Annotated in this window: 15 protein-coding genes and 2 pseudogenes; 13 read left to right on the top strand and 4 right to left on the bottom strand. The window is 73.5% G+C overall.

Going from position 1 to position 21,733, the window contains the following annotated elements; all coding sequences use genetic code 11:
* Positions 1-179 precede the first annotated feature (179 nt).
* From NDAS_RS18410 to NDAS_RS18400, 3 genes are all read left to right on the top strand, one after another.
* Positions 180-512 (top strand): PadR family transcriptional regulator, encoded by a 333-nt coding sequence (locus tag NDAS_RS18410; RefSeq protein WP_013154724.1) that lies wholly within the window; start codon positions 180-182, stop codon positions 510-512.
* Entirely contained in the window at positions 509-1,291 is a 783-nt protein-coding gene (locus tag NDAS_RS18405) for a hypothetical protein (protein WP_013154723.1), read from the top strand. The genes NDAS_RS18410 and NDAS_RS18405 overlap by 4 nt, the downstream gene beginning before the upstream one ends.
* A 120-nt stretch (positions 1,292-1,411) precedes the next feature.
* Positions 1,412-2,197, top strand: a complete 786-nt coding sequence (locus tag NDAS_RS18400; RefSeq protein ID WP_013154722.1) for a class I SAM-dependent methyltransferase — start codon at positions 1,412-1,414, stop codon at positions 2,195-2,197.
* Positions 2,198-2,287: 90 nt separating this feature from the next.
* Here NDAS_RS18400 and NDAS_RS18395 read toward each other — a convergent pair whose 3' ends face one another.
* From NDAS_RS18395 to nagA, 3 genes are all read right to left on the bottom strand, one after another.
* On the bottom strand, positions 2,288-3,256 hold the full coding sequence (locus tag NDAS_RS18395; RefSeq protein WP_013154721.1) for an aldo/keto reductase: 969 nt from the start codon (positions 3,254-3,256) through the stop codon (positions 2,288-2,290).
* A gap of 166 nt (positions 3,257-3,422) precedes the next feature.
* Positions 3,423-3,734: a hypothetical protein gene (locus NDAS_RS18390; protein ID WP_013154720.1), complete on the bottom strand. Its 312-nt coding sequence runs from the start codon at positions 3,732-3,734 to the stop codon at positions 3,423-3,425.
* Between the two features lie 104 nt (positions 3,735-3,838).
* Complete coding sequence (gene nagA / locus NDAS_RS18385) at positions 3,839-4,972, bottom strand: N-acetylglucosamine-6-phosphate deacetylase (RefSeq protein ID WP_013154719.1); 1,134 nt, start codon at positions 4,970-4,972, stop codon at positions 3,839-3,841.
* Positions 4,973-5,554: 582 nt separating this feature from the next.
* Between nagA and NDAS_RS18380 the strand changes: the two genes are divergently transcribed.
* On the top strand, positions 5,555-6,070 hold the full coding sequence (locus tag NDAS_RS18380; RefSeq protein WP_013154718.1) for an NADPH-dependent FMN reductase: 516 nt from the start codon (positions 5,555-5,557) through the stop codon (positions 6,068-6,070).
* A gap of 161 nt (positions 6,071-6,231) precedes the next feature.
* Here NDAS_RS18380 and NDAS_RS18375 read toward each other — a convergent pair whose 3' ends face one another.
* Positions 6,232-7,125: a hypothetical protein gene (locus tag NDAS_RS18375; RefSeq protein ID WP_013154717.1), complete on the bottom strand. Its 894-nt coding sequence runs from the start codon at positions 7,123-7,125 to the stop codon at positions 6,232-6,234.
* Between the two features lie 177 nt (positions 7,126-7,302).
* Between NDAS_RS18375 and NDAS_RS18370 the strand changes: the two genes are divergently transcribed.
* The 9 genes and pseudogenes from NDAS_RS18370 (at position 7,303) to thiC (ending at position 21,709) form a co-directional block, all read left to right on the top strand.
* Positions 7,303-9,141 (top strand): SGNH/GDSL hydrolase family protein, encoded by a 1,839-nt coding sequence (locus tag NDAS_RS18370; protein ID WP_013154716.1) that lies wholly within the window; start codon positions 7,303-7,305, stop codon positions 9,139-9,141.
* Positions 9,142-9,296: 155 nt separating this feature from the next.
* Positions 9,297-9,842: pseudogene (locus NDAS_RS29360) on the top strand (hypothetical protein); the annotation flags it as partial.
* A 366-nt stretch (positions 9,843-10,208) separates the two neighbouring features.
* Positions 10,209-11,429, top strand: a pseudogene (locus NDAS_RS18360) (hypothetical protein); the annotation flags it as partial.
* Positions 11,426-11,566, top strand: a complete 141-nt coding sequence (locus NDAS_RS28965) for a hypothetical protein (protein ID WP_013154713.1) — start codon at positions 11,426-11,428, stop codon at positions 11,564-11,566. The pseudogene NDAS_RS18360 and the gene NDAS_RS28965, both read left to right, overlap by 4 nt.
* Positions 11,567-11,799: 233 nt before the next feature.
* Positions 11,800-13,206, top strand: a complete 1,407-nt coding sequence (locus NDAS_RS18355) for a glycosyltransferase family 4 protein (protein WP_013154712.1) — start codon at positions 11,800-11,802, stop codon at positions 13,204-13,206.
* Positions 13,203-17,723: an alpha-(1->3)-arabinofuranosyltransferase gene (locus tag NDAS_RS18350; protein WP_013154711.1), complete on the top strand. Its 4,521-nt coding sequence runs from the start codon at positions 13,203-13,205 to the stop codon at positions 17,721-17,723. Before NDAS_RS18355 ends, NDAS_RS18350 begins: the two co-directional genes overlap by 4 nt.
* A complete protein-coding gene (locus tag NDAS_RS18345; protein WP_013154710.1) occupies positions 17,720-18,757 on the top strand; it encodes a DUF3068 domain-containing protein in 1,038 nt (345 codons plus the stop codon). The genes NDAS_RS18350 and NDAS_RS18345 overlap by 4 nt, the downstream gene beginning before the upstream one ends.
* 116 nt (positions 18,758-18,873) lie before the next feature.
* The gene (locus tag NDAS_RS18340; protein WP_013154709.1) at positions 18,874-19,725 is read left to right on the top strand and encodes an SOS response-associated peptidase; all 852 of its coding nucleotides are present in this window, start codon (positions 18,874-18,876) and stop codon (positions 19,723-19,725) included.
* Between the two features lie 289 nt (positions 19,726-20,014).
* The gene (gene thiC / locus NDAS_RS18335) at positions 20,015-21,709 is read left to right on the top strand and encodes a phosphomethylpyrimidine synthase ThiC (RefSeq protein WP_013154708.1); all 1,695 of its coding nucleotides are present in this window, start codon (positions 20,015-20,017) and stop codon (positions 21,707-21,709) included.
* The last annotated feature ends 24 nt before the right edge of the window (positions 21,710-21,733 follow it).

Here is a 21,733-nt window from a genome sequence, read left to right as displayed (position 1 = left end):
GCGACGCCTTCATCGAGCCCGCTTTCGTGTGTCTGGTTTCTTTCGGCCCCTGGCCTGCCTGTTCGTGGCGGCTCAGGGGCGTTTTTCGTGTCTGGGGTCGGTACGGCTAGATAGGTTGCGATACTACCTAGGTAGCTCTATGGTCTAGGTAGCGAACACGAATGAAGGGGGAGCCGCGCATGGACCGCCGCGCGAGCTGGCTCAAGGGAGTGCTGGACCTCCTGGTCCTGGCCAGCCTGACCGGGGGCGAGAGCTACGGGTACGCGATCGCCAGGCGGCTGGACGAGTCCGGTTTCGGCAGGATCCGGGGCGGCACGCTCTACCCCGTGCTCAACCGGCTGGAGGAGGCCGGGCTCGTGGACGCCGAGTACCGGACGGCCGAGAAGGGCCCGGGCCGCCGCTACTACGTACTGACCGACGAGGGCCGCGCCGTCCTGAGCGAACAGGGCGCGGCCTGGATGGAGTTCGACGCCTCGGTGCGCTCGGTACTCGAAGAGGGGGGAATCCGATGAGCGACTACTTCACCCGGCTCGCGGAGCTGCTGGGCGAACGCGGTGTGGACGCGGACAGGTCACGCGTCCTGCTGGAGGACCTGGCCGCGCACACGGCCGAGAGCGGAGCCGACCCGGAGGAGGAGTTCGGCCCGGCCGAGGAGTTCGCCGAGGCCCTGGCGCCCCCGACCGGCGCGCGGGACGAGGCCGCCGCGGAGCCGGACGTGCTGGTCTGGTCGGCCGACGCCTTCGAGGGCCCCGCCCGGCTGGCCGCGATGGGCGCCCAGGGCTGGGAGGTGGAGCGGGTGGACCGGCTCGGCCGCTTCGTCAGCCGCCGCGCCCCCGAGCGGCCGCAGACCTGGGAGTACCGCCAGGAGCTCAGCCCCGGCCCGGGCGACCGCGAGCGCCTCGTCCAGCGCCTGGCCCCCGAGGGCTGGGAGCCGTGCGGCCACTGGTCGGTCCTGGCCTACTTCAAACGCCCCGGGTCGGCCACCTCCGGGCCTGCGGCCGAACTGGCCTCTCCGCCCGCGCCCGGCCCCCGCCGCTACTTCCTGGGCTGGAGGGGCGCACTGACCATCGGCGCCTGCCTGCTGATCACGGTGGTCGCGGGGACCTGGTCGGTCCTGCGGCTGGCGGACAGGGCGGAGGGCGCCGCCGGCTGGGCTGGGTTCGCGGTCGGCGCGGTTCTCGGCGCGCTCCTGGTCATCGGGCTCCTGCGGGGTGCCGTGCGGCTCGCGGCGGCCCGGCGCGACCCCGGCGGAAGGCGCTCCGGGAGGGCGGGGGTACCGCACTCCCGGTGACTTTCCGGGTACGGTCGGATCCGAGGCGGCGAACCGGGGCCGCGACGAAAGCGTTATCCTCTTTGACCCCCCGACCCCGTATCCGCGGGTGAGCGAGAGCCTTCGACCGAAAGCCTTCCGATGCCGAAGAAGACAGCCGCCTCCCTCAACGCCAACCGGTCCTCCCTGGTGCACAAGGTGCGCTACGCGCTGCGCAACCCCGGCAAGGTGGTGCCGTACGTGCGCCGCTCCGCCCGTGACCTGCGGCTGCGCCTGACCCACCGCGACCACGTGGACTACTACCGGGCGGTGATGGCCTCCGACGCCGCCCGCGACCCCAGGTCGGCCGTGGGCAGCCAGAGTCAGGAGCGCTGGCTGGCGCTGGGGCAGATGCAGTTCGACTACCTGGTCGAACACGGTCTCAGACCGGAGCACAGGATGCTCGACATCGGCTGCGGGAACCTGCGCGCCGGGTGGCGGCTGATCGACTACCTCGACCCGGGCGGCTACTACGGGATCGACATCTCCCCGGACATCCTCATCGCCGCCAAGGGCGTGCTGGCCGAGCGCGGGTTGCAGGAGAAGCTGCCGCACCTGACCATCACGCGGGACCTGACCTTCTCCTTCCTGCCGGAGGGCTACTTCGACGTCGTCCACGCGCACAGCGTGTTCTCGCACTCGCCCATCGAGGTGATCGACGAGTGCCTGGCCAACGTCGAGCGGGTCCTGGCGCCGGGCGGGTTCTTCGACTTCACCTACGACCGGACCGAGGGAGTCGAGCACCAGGTGCTGCGGGAGGACTTCTACTACCGGACCGAAACGCTGATCACCCTCGCGGAGAAGCACGGGCTGTCGGCCCGGTTCATGGAGGACTGGGAGAAGCGCCCGCACGGCCAGTCCAAGATCCGCGTCACCGCGCGCGGCTGACCGGGTGCCTCCGCGGGCCCCGGGACGGCTCGGGCGTCCTCGGCGCGTGCCGTGGGCGCGGGGCCGCCGGCGGCCCCGCGCCGGGCGGTGTCAGAAGCCGGAGACCGGGCGCGGCGTGTAGTGGCGCTCCAGCTCCGCCACCTCGTCGTCGGTCAGCTCCAGCGACAGCGACGCGATCGCGTCGTCCAGGTGGTGCGGCCTGGTGGCGCCGATGATCGGCGAGGTCACCGCGGGATTCCGCGACACCCAGGCCAGGGCGATCCGCGCACGGGGAACACCGCGCCTCCGGGCGACCGCGCCGACGGCGTCCGCGATCGACCGGTCCGCCTCCGCGTACAGCCGCGAGCCGAACGCGTCACCGCGGCTGCGCGCCGTCTCCTCCTCCCACGCGCGGGTGAGCCGACCGCGCGCCAGAGGGCTCCACGGGATGACCCCGATGCCCTCGTCCGCGCACAGGGGCAGCATCTCCCGCTCCTCCTCGCGGTAGAGCAGGTTGTAGTGGTTCTGCATGGTGGCGAACCTGGTCCAGCCGTTGACGTCGGCGACCCTCAGCGCCTTGGCGAACTGCCAGGCGTGCATCGAGGAGGCGCCCACGTAGCGCGCCTTGCCCGCCCTGACCACGTCGTGCAGGGCCTCGACGGTCTCCTCGATCGGCGTGGCGGGGTCCCAGCGGTGGATCTGGTACAGGTCCACGTAGTCGGTGCCCAGGCGCCGCAGGCTGTGGTCGATCTCGGTGAGGATCGCCTTGCGCGAGAGCCCGCCGCCGTTGGGGCCCGGGCGGGTGCGGCCGAACACCTTGGTGGCCAGCACGATCTGGTCGCGGTCGGCGTACTCGGCCAGGGCGCGGCCGACGATCTCCTCGCTGCTGCCGTCCGAGTAGGTGTTGGCGGTGTCGAAGAAGTTGACGCCCGCCTCGACCGCCTGGCGGATGAAGGGTCTGCTGGCCTCCTCGTCCAGGGTCCAGTCGTGGGTGCCCCTGGCGGGGTCTCCGTAACTCATGCAGCCGAGGGTGACGCGGGAGACGTCGAGTCCGGTCCGGCCCAGCTTGACGTAGTCCACGGGCTCGCCTTCCGTCGAGGGGTGGGGACGGCACGACTCTAGGGTGCCGGGGTGCGGGCTCCCGGCCCGGCCTCCAGGAATCTACGTCGTAAAGCTCCGTGGGAAAGCCAGGCCGGTACGCGGACGGGTGCGGTGCGACCGGCACCGCACCCGTCCCGCGCGGCCGTCACGCCTCGGTGGCTCCCACGAGCCAGGCGACCTTGTGGGCCGTGACGCCGAGGCTCCCACTGCTGCCGAGGTAGACCCCGAACGAGGCGATGAACGCGTAGTCGTGTTCTCGGCGCTCACAGATCACGTCCTCAACCGCACACGCGGATGACGGGTTGCGCACGCGCAGGCAGGGCGACGACTGTTCGTCGACCACGTCCGCCCGCACGTCGTAACGGGACAGTTCCGCGGCGAGTTTGCCGAGGTGCTCGTGCTCCTCGGAGGGCACACGGGTCGGCTGCTCGTCCCTCGTCTGTCTCGACTTGGCCATGGCGCAGATCCTTTCGTGTCGAGCGTGGTGGCTCTCCTCGATGCCCTGTCGCCATTGTCACCCAGGGTTATATTACTAGTCCGTAACGCGGTTACGACACGCCGTTACTCCACCCAGGCGCCCTCGTACACCACCTCGCGGACTCCGAGGTCGTCGTCGAGCACGACGAGGTCGGCGCGCCCTCCGACCTCGATCCGGCCCACCCCGTCCAGCCCCAGCGCCGCGGCCGGAACCGACGACGCCGATCGCACGGCCTCGGGCACGCCGACGCCCAGGCTCCGCACGGCGTTGCGCACCGCCTGGGGCAGGACGATCGTGCTGGAGGCGATCGTGCCGCTCTCCGCCAGGCGCGCCTCGCCGCCGCTCACCCGCACCCGCAGGTCGCCCAGCGTGTACTCGCCGTCGCCCAGGCCCGTCGCCGACATCGCGTCCGTCACCAGGGACACCCTGTCCGCGCCCGCGGCGTCGAAGACCAGCCCGGCCGCGCCCGGGTGGACGTGCACGTTGTCCAGGATCAGCTCGACCGTCACGCGCTCGTCGCCCAGCGCGGCGGCGATCGGCCCCGGGTCGCGGTGGCCCAGCGGACGCATCGCGTTGTACAGGTGGGTGGCCACCGACGCCCCCGCGTCGAAGGCCGCCAGCGTCTGCTCGTAGGTGGCCTCGGTGTGCCCCACCGCCGCCACCACGCCGGAGGAGGCCGCCGCGCCGATCAGGTCCAGCGCTCCGGGCAGCTCCGGGGCCACCGTGACCATGCGCACGTGCCCCCGCCCGGCCTTGAGCCAGCGGTCGAACTCGGCGGTGTCGGGGTCGCGGAGCAGGTCGGGGTCGTGCGCCCCGCACCTGGCCCGGGAGATGAAGGGGCCCTCCAGGTAGATGCCCGCCAGCTCGCCCGCGTCGCACAGTTCGGCCAGCGCCGCCACCTGGCGCAGGGTGTCCTCCGGGGTGGCCGCCACGAGGCCGCCCACCAGCGCGGTCACGCCCCGGGAGCGGTTGAACGCGATCGTCTCACGGACGCCCTCGGGGTCGGTCTCGGTGAACGCGTGCCCGGCGCCGCCGTGGACGTGGGTGTCCACCATGCCGGGGACGACCCAGGCGCCGCCGAGGTCGCGGCCGCCGGGAACGGGTCCGTCCGAACCCAGCGCGGCCACGCGGCCGTTCTCGATCCTCAACCATCCTTCGTGGACCCCGTCGGGGGTCACGACGCGCGCGTTGGTGAGTGTGACGGGGGTGTGGGCCATGTGAGGGGTTCCTCGTGCTCGTCTCGTCGGTGTGTGTCGCACATTACACAGGCCTTCGGAGTCGTCACCGCGGGCTTCCGTATTGCCTGCGGAGCTGGGTGATCCCGCTTCCTGGGACGGCTGTCCGAGGGGTGGACCGCCCACCGTGGTGCGCGCACGCATTGACGATAACGGCCGGGGCGCTTCATGATGGAGACATGTCCGCCGGTGAGCTGCTTGTCCAGCGCCTGCATGTCGATCTGAGACAGCAGGCGAGCGCGCTCTGTCGTAGCTAGCGCCCTGCGGGGTTTCGCCCCGCGCCTTTCGTGCCCCGTCGCACGTGCCCTGTCGCAGACACCGGACGCTCATCTCTTCCCCTGGGTCCCGTGGGGACCGCCCCGCGGTCGCCCAAGCAGACCTGCCAGGCCCGACACGGGCGGTTTTCGGACAGCGTGGTCCGCTCCCGCCGTGTCGGAGGCGAGGAACCGCGAGAGTCCAAGGACGTTCGTCACCCCTCCTTCCGGTGTCAACCGCCCCGCCGTCCTCCCCGGCTGGTGTCTCCTCCGATCCCGGCTCGCTCTGTTCGAACCCAGGAGTTCTCGCATGACCCGCTTCACCGTGCTCGTCGCCGCCCCCCAGATCCGTTCCTCCGTCCGCGACGCCGCCCTGCGCGCGGCCTCCGAGGTCGCCGCCCGCGCGGGTGTCGACTCCCGCCCCGACGTCATCGACATCGCCGAACTCGGCGCCGAACTGCTCTCGGAGTCCTCCGCCGCGGTCGAGGCCGCGCTGGCGAAGGTGCGCGAGAGCGACGTCCTGCTCGTGGCCTCCCCGCAGGCGCACGGCACCTACACCGGGCTGCTGAAGGTCTTCCTCGACCGCCTGCCCGAGCTGGGACTGGGCCACACGGTCGCGGTTCCGCTGGCGGTCGTGGAGGACCTGCGCAACAGCCGGGGCATCGAGGAGGACCTGCGTATCCTGCTGGCCGACCTGGGCGCCTGGGTGGCCGAGCCCGGCCTGATCCTGGCCGAGGGGGAGACCGGCCAGCCCGACAGCGTGGTGCGGGCGTGGGCCGACGTCGCCGCCCCGGGCCTGCGCGAGGCCGTGTCGGTGGCCGTCTGAGCGGGGTCGCCGCGGCGGTCCCGTAGCGGCGGGTCCGTGGTGGCAGGGGAGACGCGCAGGAGTGTCCCGCCTTCTCCCCGGCCTCCGCGGGGGCCGCACGCCGCTCCCTCGTCTTCGCCGTCCCCGCCTACGTCCGCCTCCTCCGCGCGCCCGTGTGCGGCCTACGCGTGGGCGCGTTTGCGGCTCGTGTCCGCCTCGGCGGCCGCCACGTTGCCGCGGACCAGGACGACCACGACGAGGGTGAGGGCGAATCCGCCCACGCGCAGGGCCAGCATGACGGAGTCGTCGGGCAGCCGCTCGCCGAACAGGATCGTGCCCATGACGACCATGAACACGTTGCCCACGACGTTGGACACCGGAGCGGTGATGGAGGCGCGCGAGCGCTGGAGCGAGGTCTGGAAGAGGACGATGCCCACCGCCCAGCCCACCGCGTACAGGTAGGGGTAGGGCGACAGCAGCGCGGGGACGATCGCGCCCCACAGGCCGTGGTCGGCCAGCAGGCCGCCCAGCCCCTTGCCCTGGAGGCCCGCGCTGCCCTGGGCGAAGCCCGCGGCCGCGCCCAGGGCGGCGGCGGACACGTAGCGGCCGCGGCCGCCGGCCAGGCCCACGACGACCAGGCACACCGCCACGGTGAGCAGGCTGACGGTGATGAGCAGCGGTGCGTCGGCGGTGGTGCCGGTCTCGGCGCCCTCGGCGGTGGACAGGCTGAGCAGGCCGAGCGCGACCGGCATGATGCCGAGGGCCACGTACTCGCCCCGTGTGACGCGCTCGCCCAGGACGAGGGTGATGACGAGGATGCCGCACGCGACCCCGGCGGCGAAGGCGGGCTGGGCCACGGACACGGGCGCCAGACCGAGCGAGACGATCAGGCCGACGCTGCCCACGGCGGCGAAGAGGCAGCCGAGCACCCAGCGGGGGTTGGTGAGCAGGACCCGGGCCAGGTGGAGGGGGCGGTTGATCGAGATCGACTCCGCGCCGTGCAGGGCGCGCTGTTCCACGGTCAGGCCGACGGTGTAGACCACCGCGGACAGCAGGGCTACCACGAGTCCGGTCACGGGGGTCCTGCTTTCCGTCGGGGCGCGGAGTCGAGAGGGCGGGGGCGGCCGCTAACGTCGGTGTAGGCGGTTCCGCTCGACCGCAGCGAGTTGACGAATTATATATAACCAGTTCTAGTCTTGTCTGACGAACCCCCTGCTGGGGGTAGAACCCGTTCTGGGAACGCAGGGGGCGCGGTGCGCGGATCCGACGAACGCTCCGTGTGGTGGTCGCGCGTGGCCGACCGCTTCGGCAGGCTTCGGTTCCGCTGGCCCGGACCGCGCCGCTCCCGGCCCGGCGAACCGGGGCGGGACCGCCCGCGAGCGCCGCGTCTGGCGTTGCTCCTGGACCGGTGGCCCCGCCGGCTCCGCCTCACGTTGCTCCGGCCCCGCTGGGACAGCCACTCCCGTTTCGAACCCGGGCCCCTGGGGCTGCTCGGCGTCATGCTCTCGGCGATGGCGGTCACCCTGCTGCTGATCCAGAGCGGCTCCGGGGGAGGCGCCGCGGAGGGCGGGCGCGCCGAGGAGCCCGTCACCGTGCCGGGCCCGCCGGACGGCGAACTGCGCGTCATGGTCGTCGGCGACTCGCTCTCCCAGGGCAGCAGCGGCGACTACACCTGGCGCTATCGCCTGTGGTCCCACCTGCGCGAGGCCGGGGTGGAGGTGGACTTCGTCGGCCCCTACGACGGCGTGTACGGGTTGGCGGACCGCGAGTTCGGCAAACAGGACTACGCCGACCCCGACTTCGACACCGACCACGCCGCCCGCTGGGGCACCACCGCGCAGGACCTGTCCACCGGGGCCGCGCGGGTGGCCGCCGAGTACCGGCCGCACTACCTGCTCCTCCTGGCCGGTACCGAGGACATCCTGGCGGGGGAGGACGCCGACAGCGCGCTGGAGGGGGTGGGCGAGACGGTGTCCACGGTGCGCGTCGTGCGGGGGCAGACCCGGTTCGTCCTCGGGGAGCTCCCGCCGGTGGAGGACCCGCGGGCCAACGCCGAGATCGACCGGTTCAACATGGGTCTGGTCGACCTCGCCGCTCAGCTCACCTCCAGCGAATCGCCCGTGGTGGTCGCGCGGGTCGCCGACGGGTACGCCCCGGCCAGCGACAACTGGGACGAGGCGCACCCCAACGCGCGCGGCGAGCTGAGGATCGCGGCGGCCTTCGCCGACGCGCTCGCCGAACCGCTGGGGGTCGGACCGGCCTACCGGCGGCCGCTGCCGGAACCGGCGGTGGGGCCCACGAGCGCGCCCGAGCCGGTGGCGGAGGAGTCAGAGGACGGCCTCGTGCTCAGTTGGGAGGCCGTGCCCGGTGCGACCGGCTACCGGGTGGTGCAGCGGCGCGTGGGGCCGGACCCGGACGAGGCCGTCGTGCTTCCCGTGGACGTGCGCGCCGACGGGGACAGCCGTTCCGTGCTGGTGGGGGCGCTCTTCAGCGGAGCCCGCTACGAGTTCGTGGTGCGCTCGTTCAAGGGCCGGGACGAGGGGGTGGAGTCCGAGCCCCTCCCGTGGGTGTGGGACGACGATCCGCCGCCGGGGCCGTCCTGGCTGCGCGTCGTCGACGGCGGGGCGACCGTGGAGTGGGAGGAGGTCGAGGAGGCCTCCCACTACGAGGTGTGGGTGCGCGCGTTGGACTGCGGGGTCGCCGACGACCGGCGGGCGCCCGTGGACGGCGGCCCGTACGCGTCCCCGGAGGGTGACCACGCCTCGGAGGAACCCGTCGAATCGCCCGTCCCCAGCGGCGGGCCGTCCGACCCCGTGCCCGACGCGGACCCCGGTCCGCGGCCCACCCCCACGCCCGCTCCGGCCCCCACGCCGTCCGTGCCGGAACCCGAGCCCGTCACGCCCGGCTCGGACTGCGAGCGCCGTGACGGGCTCGGCCCCGGGGACGGGCGGGGGTGGCGCACGCTGGGCCCGGCGGGGGAGGAGCCGCGCTGGTCGGTGACGGTGTCGGGCCCCTACGAACTCGTGGTCCGCTCCTACCGCGACTACGTGGAGGGCGGCTACTCCGACAGCGTTCTGCTCGCGCGGGGCTGACGGCGGGCCGAGGGGTTGCTTTCCAGGGGCGGAGGTCGACGGTGTCGTTCACAGGGCTGAGGGTCCGGCGGGTGCGGGGAGCCCCGGGAGGAAGGGGCGCTCGGCGGGGAAGGGGCGCCCGAGGAGAAGGGGGCGTCCGTCTGCTGCCGTGGGCCGTGGGACTGCTGACCGGTGTGCTGGTGCTCGGTCCCGCGCTGGGGCCCGGATACGTGCTGCGCTACGACATGGTGTTCGTGCCCGACCTGTCGCTGGGCACGGCGCTGCGGGGCGCGGACGGGTTCCCCCGCGCGATTCCCAGTGACGCCGTGGTGGCGGCGCTGTCCGCGGTTCTGCCCGGGGACGCGGTGCAGTCGCTGGCGCTGCTGGCGGTGTTCGCCGTGGGCGGGGCCGGTGCCGCGCGCCTGGTGCTGCGGGTGCTGCCCCGCGGCGGTGCCGGGGTCCTGGTGGCGTCGGCCGCCGCCGGGACGGCCTACGTGTGGAACCCGTTCGTGGCCGAGCGGCTGCTGTTGGGCCAGTGGGCGATGCTGCTGGGCTACGCGGGGCTGCCGTGGGTGGTGGGGGCGACCGTCCGTCTGGCGAGGGTGCGGCCGGGTCCGGGGCTCGCCGGGCTGGTGCGCGCTCTGGTGCCCGCCGCGGTCGGCGGGTTCTCGTCGGTGGTGCTGACCGCCCTCACCGCCGGTCCCGTCGCCCTCACCGCCCGCCCGCGCGCGCCGCGTCAGAGTCGTGCCTTCCGAGCATCCCGGGCCGCTTCGACCTCTCGGGACCCTCGACGTAAGCGGCCTTCCGGTACTCCTCCGCCTCCTTCAGGTACTTCGGGTCCTCCTGTCTCTGGGGCCCCTCCATGCACTGGGGCCCCTTCAGGCCCTGCGGCACCTGCGCCCCCTGCGGATCTTTCGGTCTCCGCGGATCCCTCAGCCCTTGCGGGGTCTTCAGACCCTCCAGCCTCTCCGGCGACCGCGACTCCTGCGGGCGCTTCGGACCCTGGGGCCCCTGCGGCTCCCTCGGCGGCTCAGGTTCCTCCTGACCCCCGGGAGGCTCAGAACGCCTCTCCCGTGACTTCCGCGCACCCGCGTGCGCCGCGCTGGTGGGGGCGGGCGGTGCTGTTCGTGCTGGCGCTGGTGGTGGTCTCCCTGCCCTGGCTGCTTCCGTCCCTGGTCAGCGGGGCGGGTACGGACCCGGCCGGGGTGGCGGCGTTCGCGGCCCGTTCGGACACCCCGTTCGGGGTCCTCGGCTCCCTGCTGCTCCTGGGCGGGGTGTGGAACTCCGGTGCGGTTCCGGCGGGCTACGGCGAGCCGGTGACGGCCGCGGCCCGCCTGCTGCTGTGTCTGCTGGCGTTGGCGGGTTGGGTGTGGTTGCTGCGCCGGGAGCGGCCGGAGTTCGGCCCCGGTCTTTCGGCGGCCGCCGCCCTGGGCCTGCTGATCGCCCTGCTGGGGGCCACCGGGCCGGGGCGCGCGCTGCTGGTCTGGCTGATCTCCGCCTGGCCGGGGTTCGGGCCGCTGCGCGACGGCCAGCTCTACGTGGCCCCGCTGTCCCTGGTCCAGGCGCTCGGCCTCGGCGCGTGTGTGTGGTGGCTGGCCGGACGGCAGGGTGCTGCGCTGCGGACGGGGCTCGCGGTGTTCGTGGCGCTGCTGCCGGTGGTGGTGCTGCCGGGACTGCTGTGGGGCGCGAGCGGCCGGTTGGCCCCGGTGCACTACCCCGGGGAGTGGCTGGCGGCGCAGGAGGCGGTGGCCGCCGACGACCGGCCCGGGGCGGTGCTGGTGCTGCCCTGGAGCGCCTACCGCGGCCCCGACTGGTCGGGGCGGGCCACGGTCGTCCTGGACCCGGCGACCAAGCTCTTCGACCGGCGCACCCTGTGGAACGACGACCTGGTCGTGGGCACCCCGGACGGGGGAGAGGTGGTCGTGACCGGGGAGGACGCGCGGGCGCGACGGGTCGCCGGGGTGCTCGGGCCTGACCCGGCGACGGGCCTGCCCGGGCGGTTGGACGCCGCGGCGCTGGGCGGGCTGGGGGTGCGGTACGTGGCGGTGTCCGCGCCAGCCGATAACCAGTTCTGGTCAGGTGTGGAGGGCCTGTCCGTGGTGGTGGAGGGCTCCGGCATGGTGCTTCTTCGGGTGCAGGACCAGCATGTAAAGGCTGACAAAGCTGGCATTCCGGGGTTGGAAGTTACCGGCGGGTTAGTTACAGTTGGGGCAATCATCTGGTCTATGGCTAGATCAGGTTCTAGTCTCGTTTTCCAGCGCTCCGGACCCAGCGCGGGATCGGGCGCGCGGAAGGAGATCCCCAAGTGATCAAGGTAATCGCCGCCTGCGTCATCGGCGCGGCCCTGGCGGGAGGTGCCACCTTCGTGGCCACCAGCCTCGCCACGGACTCGACCGCCACCGCGGAACCGGTGAACGAAACCCTCTACAACTACGGCGACCGCTAGGACGGCCGTACGGCGGAGGTTCGCGGGCGCTCCGCCCCCGGCGGGGCGCCCCACTCCCCGACTCCCGCGGCCCCGGGTACCCTCCCCCGGCCGCCCACCACCACCGACGTCCGGCCCACGGGCCCGTTCGGCGTGCGCTCCACCCTTCCCCCAGGGGGTCGCCGTGCGTGTTCACCCGCACGCGCGAGGTAGCGGCACGCGGTCCGGCCGGACACCGCGCGGAAGGAGAGCGTGTGGTCTTCCAGAAGGTCCACCGGATCCGCCAGGAGGCGGAACCGGGCCTGCCCGCGGTCACCGAGGCCCCGGCCGCCGTCATCCCCGTCCAGGTCCCGACCGGCACGGGCGCACCCGCCGCCCCGGACGTCCCCGCCGACCTCGGGCCGCGCCTGGACGGGGTCCGCCTGGTCATGGTCAACTGGCGCGACCCCTGGCAGTCCACCGCGGGGGGAGCCGAGGAGTACTCCTGGCGGATCAGCCGCCACCTGGCCGAACGCGGTGCCATCGTCACCTTCCTCACCAGCCGCGAGCCCCACCAGGCGCGCGTGGAGACCAGGGACGGGATCGTCATCCGCCGCATGGGCGGCAGGTTCACCGTCTACCCGCGCGTCATGGCGTGGCTGGCCCTGTGGCGCCGCGAGTACCAGCTCGCCTTCGACTGCATGAACGGCGTCCCCTTCCTGTGCCGCCTCGTCCTGCGCCGCAGCACGCGGGTGGTCAGCGTCGTCCACCACGTCCACGACCTCCAGTTCAACGCCTACTTCCCGGCGCCCGTCGCCTGGCTGGGCCGCACGCTGGAGTCGGTCGTGGCCTCGCGCGTCTACCGCCGCTGCACCACCGTCACCGTCTCGGAGTCCTCCCGCCGGGCCATGCGCGAGAAGCTGGGCTGGCGCGCGCCGATCGAGATCATCCACAACGGCGGACTCCCCGGGCCCCAGAAGCCCCTCGACGACGCGCCCGCCCCCGCCGACATGGGCCACCCGGCCGTGGTCAGCCTGGGCCGCCTGGTCGTCCAGAAGCGGGTCTCGCGGGTGGTCGACCTCGCCCGCGCGCTGCGCGAGGAGCACCCCGACCTGAAGGTGCACATCATCGGCCGCGGCCCCGAGGGCGAACCCCTGGCGGAGCAGGTCGCCCGTGACGGCACGGGCGACCGCGTGCGCCTGCACGGCTTCCTGCCCGAGGAGGACAAGAACAGCGTCCTGGCCTCGTGCCACCTCCATGTCACCGCCTCCGAGTTCGAGGGCTGGGGCCTGACCGTCATCGAGGCGGCCCGCCTCGGCGTGCCCACCGTGGCCTACGATGTGGACGGACTCCGCGACTCGGTCCGCGACGGCGAGACCGGGTGGCTCGTGCGCGAGGGCGAGGAACTCGCCGACGTGGTCGCGCGCGCCCTGGAGGAGCTGTCCGACCCCCGCCGGGCCGAAGCCGTCCGCCGCGCCTGCCGCGCGTGGGCGTCCCGGTTCACGTGGGAGGCCAGCGGCGCGCGGATGACCCGGCTCGTCGCGAGGGAGCTGGGCCTGCCCGGCGCCGCGGAACCGGACGCCCCCGCCACCGACGCCCCCGTCCCCGACCCCCTCACCTCCGACGACACGGGCGCCCCCGCCGCCCGGAACACGGCAGCAGGCAGGAAAGCGAAGACGTGACACCGACGGAATCCACCGCCAGGCGCGAACCGGAGGATTCCCGCACACCACCTTCCACCGGCCCCGGCGGTGCCGATCCCCGCCTCCTGGCCCGGCTGAAGGTCCTCACGGTGTGCCTGCTCCTGGGAGCGCTGGCCGCCAGCATCGACCCCGGCAGGATCGTCAGCGACACCAAGCTCGACCTGACGGCCGACCCCCTGGGGTTCATGGAGCGCGCCCTGCACCTGTGGGACGCCTCCTACTTCGGCCAGATCCAGAACCAGGCCTACGGGTACTTCTTCCCCAACGGTCCCTTCCACCTGCTGTTCGACCTGCTCGGTATGCCCGACTGGCTCATCCAGCGCCTGTGGATGGCCGTCCTGCTCGTCGCCGCGTTCACCGGCGTGTACAAGGTCGCCGGGGCGCTGGGCATCGGCACCGTCAACACCCGCATCCTGGCCGGGGTCGCCTACGCGCTGGCCCCCCGCGTGCTGACGCTGCTGTCGTACAACTCCGCCGAGTTGCAGCCCATGCTGCTCATGCCGTGGATCCTGCTGCCCCTCGTGCTCGGGGCCAGGCACGGCCGCTCGCCCGCCCGCATGGCCCTGCTGTCGGGCCTGGCCTTCCTGCTGTGCGGCGGCACCAACGCCGCCTCCGAACTGGCCGTCCTGGTCGTGCCAGGGCTCTACCTGCTCACCCGGGCGAACGGTCCGCGCAAGTGGCGCCTGACGGCCTGGTGGACGGTCGCGCTGGTCCTGGCCTCGTTCTGGTACGTCGCGCCGCTGCTCCTCATGGCGCGGTACGTGTTCTCGTTCATGCCCTACACCGAGGACGCCGCCGTCACCACCGGCGTCACCTCGCTGCTCAACGCGCTGCGCGGCACCTCCAACTGGATGGGCTTCCTGCCCGACCAGGGAAACACCGCGCTGCCCTCGGGGGCGGAGCTGTCCACCACCCCCTGGCTGATCGCGGCCACCGCGCTGGTGGCGGGACTGGGCCTGGCCGGGCTGGTCAACCGGCGCACCCCCGAACGGCTCTTCCTCATCGCCAGCCTCCTCACCGGCACCGCGGTCATCGTCGCGGGCTTCACCGGCGACCTCACGGGCCCCTTCGCGGGGACCATGCGCGAGCTGTTCGACGGTCTCCTCTCCCCGTTCCGCAACGTGCACAAGTTCGACGCGCTCGTGCGCCTGCCCCTGGTGCTGGGCCTGGCCCACCTGCCCGTGGTGGTGGCCCGGGACCTGGCCGACCGCAGGGGCACGCCCGTGTCCGGACGCGTGCGCCGCACCGTCGCGGGCGCCACCGCCGCCGTCCTCGCGGCCACCCTCGTGCCCGTCGGCACCGTCGGGATCGCCCCCGCGGGCGGCTTCGCGCAGATCCCCGACTACTGGTACGAGGCCACCGACTGGCTGGAGGCGCGCGCCGACGAGCGCGGTATGACCATGGCCCTTCCCGGTTCGGCGCGCGGCGAGTACGAGTGGGGCCGCCCCATGGACGAACCCCTGCAACCGCTGTTCGAGGGGGCCTGGACCAACCACCAGATCATCCCGTGGGGCTCGGCGGGCGTCTCCCGCGTCACCCACGAGATCGACCAGCGCGTCTCCTCGGGACGCGGCTCCGCCGGGCTCGCCGACACCTTCGCGCGCATGGGCGTCACCCACCTCCTCGTGCGCAACGACCTCCAGCGCACCGGCAACAACGGCGGCTGGCCCGCCCGCGTCCACCAGGCCCTGACCGACTCGCCGGGCATCACCCGGGCCGCCGAGTTCGGCCCGGTCATCGGCTCCCTGGACCACCAGTCCGCCTCCCAGTGGTTCGACCAGCCCTACCGGGCGCTGAGCGTCTACGAGGTGGAGGACGCCGCGCCCACCGTCGGCACCGTGCCCGCCGACGAGGTGCTGCGGGTCACCGGCGGCCCCGAGTCCGTGCTCCACCTGGCCGAACAGGGGGTGGTCGACGACGACCGCCCGATCCTGCTCGGGGACGACCCCGGAGCCGGGGAGGTCGCCGCCCAGGACACGGTCGTCACCGACACCGCCCGCCGCCGCGAGGTGGTCTACTCCGATGTGCGCCGCAACGTGTCGGCCACCCTCACCGGGGACCAGGAGCTCGAACGCGACGTCCCCGCCCCCGACGTCCTCGACCCGGCGTGGGAGGACCACGTCGCCCACGCCGAGGACGTCGGGATCGCCTCGGTGCGCGCCTCCTCCGCGGAGAGCGGGGCGGGGGCGCGCGCCGCCGACCGCGACCCGGGGCACGCCCCGCACGCCGCGCTCGACGACGACCTCACCACCTCCTGGCGGTCCAGCGCCTTCACCGGCGCCCTGGGGGAGTGGATCGAGGTCGAGTTCGAGGAGCCCCAGGACCTGACCGGGCTCAGCGTCGCCTTCGAGCACCTGCCCGGCGAGCCGCCGCCCTCCCGGGTCACCCTCGTCACCGACGGCGGCGAGGCGCAGGTGCCCGTCGCCGAGACCGAGGAGCCCCAGGAGCTGGCGGCACCGCCCGGCGCGACCACCACACTGCGCGTGCGCGTGGACGAGCTGGCCTGGGAGCCGGAGTACCGGTTCGGCACCCGGGTGGGTGTCGCCTCGATCTCCGTGCCCGGCCTGGAACCGGCCCGCACGCTGCGGGTCCCCGGCCCCGCCGACGCCGGAACGCTGCTGTTCACCGGCTCCACCGGTACCGCGCCCGGTTGCATGGAGGGCTCGCACGTGTGGGTGTGCAACCCCGACCTCCAGGTGCGGGGCGAGGACGCGCGCCGCCTGGACCGCACGTTCGAGCTGTCGGCGGAGTCGGCCTCCGCCCCGCACACGGTCTCGGGCGAGGTCGTGCTCACCGACCCCCGGGAGGCGGAGAACGCCGCCAACCGGGCCAGCCCCCACCCGCACGTGACGGCCTCCTCCACTGCCGTGCAGCACCCCGCCGCGATGGGCCGGGGCGCGCTGGACGACGACGAGAGCACCGTCTGGTACCCGGACCCGGAGGAGAAGAACCCCTGGCTCGACATCGAGCTGGGCGCGCCCACCGAGATCGGGCACCTGGAGGTGGAGTTCCCGCGCGCCGACAGCGTGTTGCGGCCGATCCGGGTGACCGTCGAGGGCGGCGGCACCGTGCGCGAGGGGTGGCTGGACGGCAGCGGCCGGGTGGACTTCGCCGAGTTCACCGCGGAGTCGCTGCGGGTGACCTTCGAACGCCCCGAGGGGCAGGCCCTGGAGATCGGCACCGTCACCCTGCCCGGGGTGGAGCCGGTGGAGCCGCTGCCCGAGGGCGACGCCTCCACCGCGTGCGGCCTGGGCCCCACGCTGCGGGTCAACGACCAGCGGGTGGAGACGCGGATCAGCCGGGGCACCCTCGCCGACCAGCTCACCGGCCGCCCGCTGCGCTACGAGAGCTGCACCGACCTGGACCTGGTCGGGGGCGGGAACCGGATCGTGGTCGATCCGGGCAACCGCTACGAGGTGCGCTCGGCGCTGGTGGAGTCCGCCGACCCCGTCTCGGACCGCCCCGAGGTCACCATGGCCGAGGTGGAGCGGGTGCACGCCTGGGGTCCGGGCGAGCGCCGCTTCGACGTGGACGTCGCCGAGGACAGCCTGCTGGTGGTCAACGAGAACTTCAACGAGGGCTGGCGGGCCCGCCTGGAGGGGGCTGACGCCGCACTGGAGCCGATCCGGCTGGAGGGCTGGAAGCAGGCCTGGGTGCTGCCCGCGGGCAGCGCGGGCACCGTCACCCTGACCTACGCGCCCGACACCGCCTACCACCGGGCCCTGGCCGTGGGCGCCGCGCTGGCCGCGGTGCTGGTGGTCGCCGCCCTGTGGCCCAGGCGCCTGCTGCCCGGGGGCGCGGCGGCCGGGGCCGCGGCCCCGCGGGGCGCCCGCGCCCTGCCCGACGCCGGGCCCGGATGGCTGGGGCGGCGGGTCGTGCTGCCGCTGGGCCTGGCCTACGGGGTGTGGGTGGCCGGTGCGGTCGGTGCCGCCCTGGTCGCGGTGATCCTGGTGTGCATGTGGTGGCTGGGGCGCCGGGCGCCCCGGAGGCTGCGGCACGCCAAGCCGGGACGGCCCTCCATGGGCGGGCGGACGCTGCCGCTTCTGGCGGGGCCCTGGCCGGTGGCGGTGTCGTTGGCGCTGGCCGGGCTGGCCATGGGCGCGGGTACCCACCTGGCGCTGTACATGCCCTTCCACGAGGTGACCGAGGTGTTCGGGGGAGCGCTGCGCGGCTGGGTCTCCCAGCTGCTGTGCCTGCCGGCGCTGGTCCGGCTCGTGCTGGCCCTGGGCCAGCCGGGCGACGGCGAGGACGCCGACGCCGATCCGCCGTCGGTCCGCGTCCGAGCGGCCGCTGCGGACGCCGGTGGCGGGGCGGACGGGCCCGCTCCGCCCGGCGGTGCGGCCGGTCTGGCCGATACTGCCGGGGTCAGTGGGTCTAACGGTCCTACCGGCACCCCGGCGACTCCTGTGAGCGATGAGGCCGGCGGCGCTCCCCACAACGGGGGCCCCTCGGACGACGACCGGTGGGAGAACGACCCCGAGGAGGCCCGGACATGAGCGCGCTCGGCGCGGGGGAGGCCGCCCCCAGCCAGGTCGGCCCCGAGCGCCGACCGGGGCGCTCCCTGCCCCGCGGCACCCTGCTGGTGGCCGTGGGCGCCTTCCTGCTCACCCTGGCCGCCCTGCTCCCGCTCTACGTGTACGAGCGGATGGCCCTGCTGCCCGCCGGGGCCGAGTTCGACATCCGCATGCTGGACGAGGACGCCGGTTACCTGGACACCTCCACGTGGTCGTGGGTGGAGTCGGCCGAGCTCAGCAGGGTCACCCGGGTGGACGCCTCCGCGCACGGCGGCGACTGGTCGGCGTGGGAGGTGTCCGTGGACACCTCCGTGCCCGACCGGATGATCGACCACTGGAGCCGCCGCGTCATCGTCGACCGGGAGACCGGCCGGGCGGTCAACTGCTGCGGTGAGCACGTCGACGGCGACCGGGCGGTCCGGCAGGCGGGGCTGGTGTACTTCTGGCCGCCCGGGGACGGGGAGGGCGAGTACCCCTTCTACGACGCCGAGGTGCGGTCCGCGCCGATGCTGGAGTTCCAGGAGTGGGAGGAGGTGGCGGGGGTACCGGTGCGCCGGTACAGCCAGTGGATCGAGTCCACCCAGATGCCCGACTCGGCCCGCCCCGTGCCCGCCTCCCTGTTCCGCCCCGGGGCCACGGGCACGGTCACCGCCACCCGCTGGCTGGAGGTCAGCCGGACGTTCTGGGTGGAACCGGTCAGCGGGATCGTGGTCAACGCCCACGAGACCCGCGCGGAGACCCTGCGCCCGCAGAACGACAGCGGTGAGGCGCCCCTGCTGTACGCGCGGCTGGTCCTGGCCGAGCAGCAGGTCGCGGCCCAGGCCGAGCAGGCCCGCGTGCGCTCGGTGCTGCTGCGCGCCCTCTCCTCGTGGGCGCCGTGGACGCTGGCCCCGCTCGGCGGCCTGGTCGTGCTGGTCGGCCTGGTCCGGGCCCGGCGGGGCCGGGACGCGCACGGGGGAGCGGAGCGGGGGCCCGAACGCGCGGAGGGGGAGCCCGTCGCGCCGACGCCGGGCTGAGTTCCGACGGAACCGGCGGGCCGTGCGAGCCGCGCCCGGTGCCCCGGGACGGGAAACACCTGAGGATACGGGTGTTCCGGGAGAGAACGAGCCGTTTCGACCGTAGGATCACACCCATGTGCGGTCGTTATGCCCAGTCCCGGAACGTGCACCAGTTGCAGCTCGCCTTCGGCCTGCCCGAGCAGGCCCTTCCCGAGGAGACCGATCCCCGGGCGTGGCCGCCACTGGAGGAGCTGGACCCGGACTACAACATCTCACCGGGCAGGCCCGTGTACGCGGTGCTCGGACCGCCCCCGCAGGGGGAGGACCGGGGCGAGCCGGGGCCCCGCTCCCTGCACACCCTGCGCTGGGGCCTGGTGCCCTCCTGGGCCAAGGACCGCAACATCGGCTACCGGATGATCAACGCCCGCAGCGAGACCATCGCCGACAAGCCCGCCTTCCGCACGGCCTTCCGGCGCCGCCGCTGCCTGCTGCCCGCCGACGCCTACTACGAGTGGCAGCTGATCGGCAGGGACGGGACCGTGCAGGCCAGCACCTCGCCGGTCACCGACCCCCACCACAAGAAGCGCAAGGCCAAGGCGGACAAGAAGCCCTACTCCATCCACTACCCCGACGACCGGCCCCTGGCCCTGGCGGGGATCTTCGAGCGCTGGCGCGACCCCGAGGTGGCCGAGGACGACCCCGCCGCGTGGGTGTGGAGCTGCGCCGTCGTCACCACCGAGGCCGCCCCCGAACTCGCCCACATCCACGAGCGCATGCCCGTCGTCGTGCCCCCCGAGGACTGGGCGGCCTGGCTGGACCCGGCGACCGGGGCCGACGAGCTGGCCCACCTGCTCCAGGACACCCCCGCCGAGCGCTTCGAGGTGGACGAGGTCTCCACCGACGTCAACAGCATCAAGAACAACCGTCCCGACCTGCTCGAACCGCTCTCCGACACCGGGGGAGACGAGCCGCAGACGCTCTTCTGACCCGGGGGAGCGCGGCACGGCCCCGAGCCGACCGCGCTGTCGGGGGTGGCGTGCGGGAGACACTTTTCTATCCCCGGGACGGTGGACAGCCCCGCTCGGCCGACGGATAGAGTGTCCGGGGCCACACGGACCGGGCACGCCCCGGTCACGCGTGCCCGGGGCGCCCCAGGCGTCCCCACATCTTCATACGCAACGCGGGAGCTCGCGCCATGGCGGGCTGAGAGGGCGACTCAACGGTGTCGCCGACCGCAGAACCTGTTCGGGTAATTCCGACGTAGGGAGGCATGCCATGACGGCTCTCGACGGCCGCGACGTCAGTTCCACCGCCGACCACCGGGTGACCACCGGTCCCATCATGGGATCACGCAAGGTCTACCGGGAGGTCGCCACCCCCGAGGGGCACACCCTCCGCGTCCCGCAGCGCCGGGTGGAACTCAGCAACGGCAGCCACTTCGACCTGTACGACACCTCGGGTCCGTACACCGACGACACCGCGCACATCGACGTCCACCGGGGCCTGGCCCCCACCCGCGGGGAGTGGGCCCACGCGCCCGCCCCGTCCGGCGGCGCGACCACCCAGCTGGCCCACGCCAAGGCCGGGACCATCACCCCCGAGATGCGGTTCGTGGCCGCCCGGGAGGGCGTGGACCCCGAGTTCGTCCGCCAGGAGGTGGCCGTGGGCCGGGCGGTCATCCCCGCCAACCGGTGCCACCCCGAGTCCGAGCCGATGATCATCGGCAAGAACTTCCTGGTCAAGATCAACGCCAACATCGGCAACTCCGCCGTCACCTCCTCCGTGCCCGAGGAGGTGGAGAAGATGGTGTGGGCCACCCGCTGGGGGGCCGACACCGTCATGGACCTGTCCACCGGCAAGCGCATCCACGAGACCCGCGAGCGCATCCTGCGCAACTCGCCCGTCCCGATCGGGACCGTACCCATCTACCAGGCCCTGGAGAAGGTCAACGGCGACCCGGCGGCGCTGAGCTGGGAGGTCTACCGCGACACCGTCATCGAGCAGTGCGAGCAGGGCGTGGACTACATGACCGTCCACGCGGGCGTGCTGCTGCGCTACGTGCCGCTCACCGCCCGCCGGGTCACCGGCATCGTCTCGCGCGGCGGCTCCATCATGGCGGCCTGGTGCCTGGCCCACCACAGGGAGAGCTTCCTGTACACCCACTACGAGGAGCTGTGCGAGATCCTCCGGGAGTACGACGTCACCTTCTCCCTCGGCGACGGGCTGCGGCCGGGGTCGATCGCCGACGCCAACGACGAGGCCCAGTTCGCCGAGCTGCGCACCCTGGGCGAACTCACCCACATCGCCCGCGCGCACGACGTGCAGGTGATGATCGAGGGGCCCGGGCACGTGCCGATGCACAAGATCGCGGAGAACGTGCGCCTGGAGGAGGAGCTGTGCGGCGAGGCGCCGTTCTACACGCTCGGCCCCCTGGCCACCGATGTCGCGCCCGGCTACGACCACATCACCTCCGCGATCGGCGCCGCCCAGATCGGCTGGCTCGGTACGGCGATGCTGTGCTACGTCACCCCCAAGGAGCACCTGGGGCTGCCCGACCGGGACGACGTCAAGACCGGTGTGATCACCTACAAGCTCGCCGCGCACGCCGCCGACCTGGCCAAGGGGCACCCCCGGGCGCAGGAGTGGGACGACGAGCTGTCCAAGGCGCGGTTCGAGTTCCGCTGGCAGGACCAGTTCCACCTGGCCCTGGATCCCGAGACCGCGCAGTCCTTCCACGACCAGACCCTGCCCGCCGAACCCGCCAAGACCGCGCACTTCTGCTCCATGTGCGGGCCGAAGTTCTGCTCCATGAAGATCACGCAGGACGTGCGCAGGTACGCCGAGGAGCACGGGCTGGAGACGGTGGCCGCCATCGAGAAGGGCATGGCCGACAAGTCCGCGGAGTTCGCCGAACAGGGTAAGCGGGTCTACCTGCCCCTGGCGGACCAGGAGACCGCGCAGCACCAGTGAGGGATGGGGCGGGGGCGGCGGCGT

It is taken from the genome of Nocardiopsis dassonvillei subsp. dassonvillei DSM 43111 (assembly GCF_000092985.1).
Taxonomy (GTDB): domain Bacteria; phylum Actinomycetota; class Actinomycetes; order Streptosporangiales; family Streptosporangiaceae; genus Nocardiopsis; species Nocardiopsis dassonvillei.
This window is presented reverse-complemented; position numbering and strand designations above follow the sequence as displayed.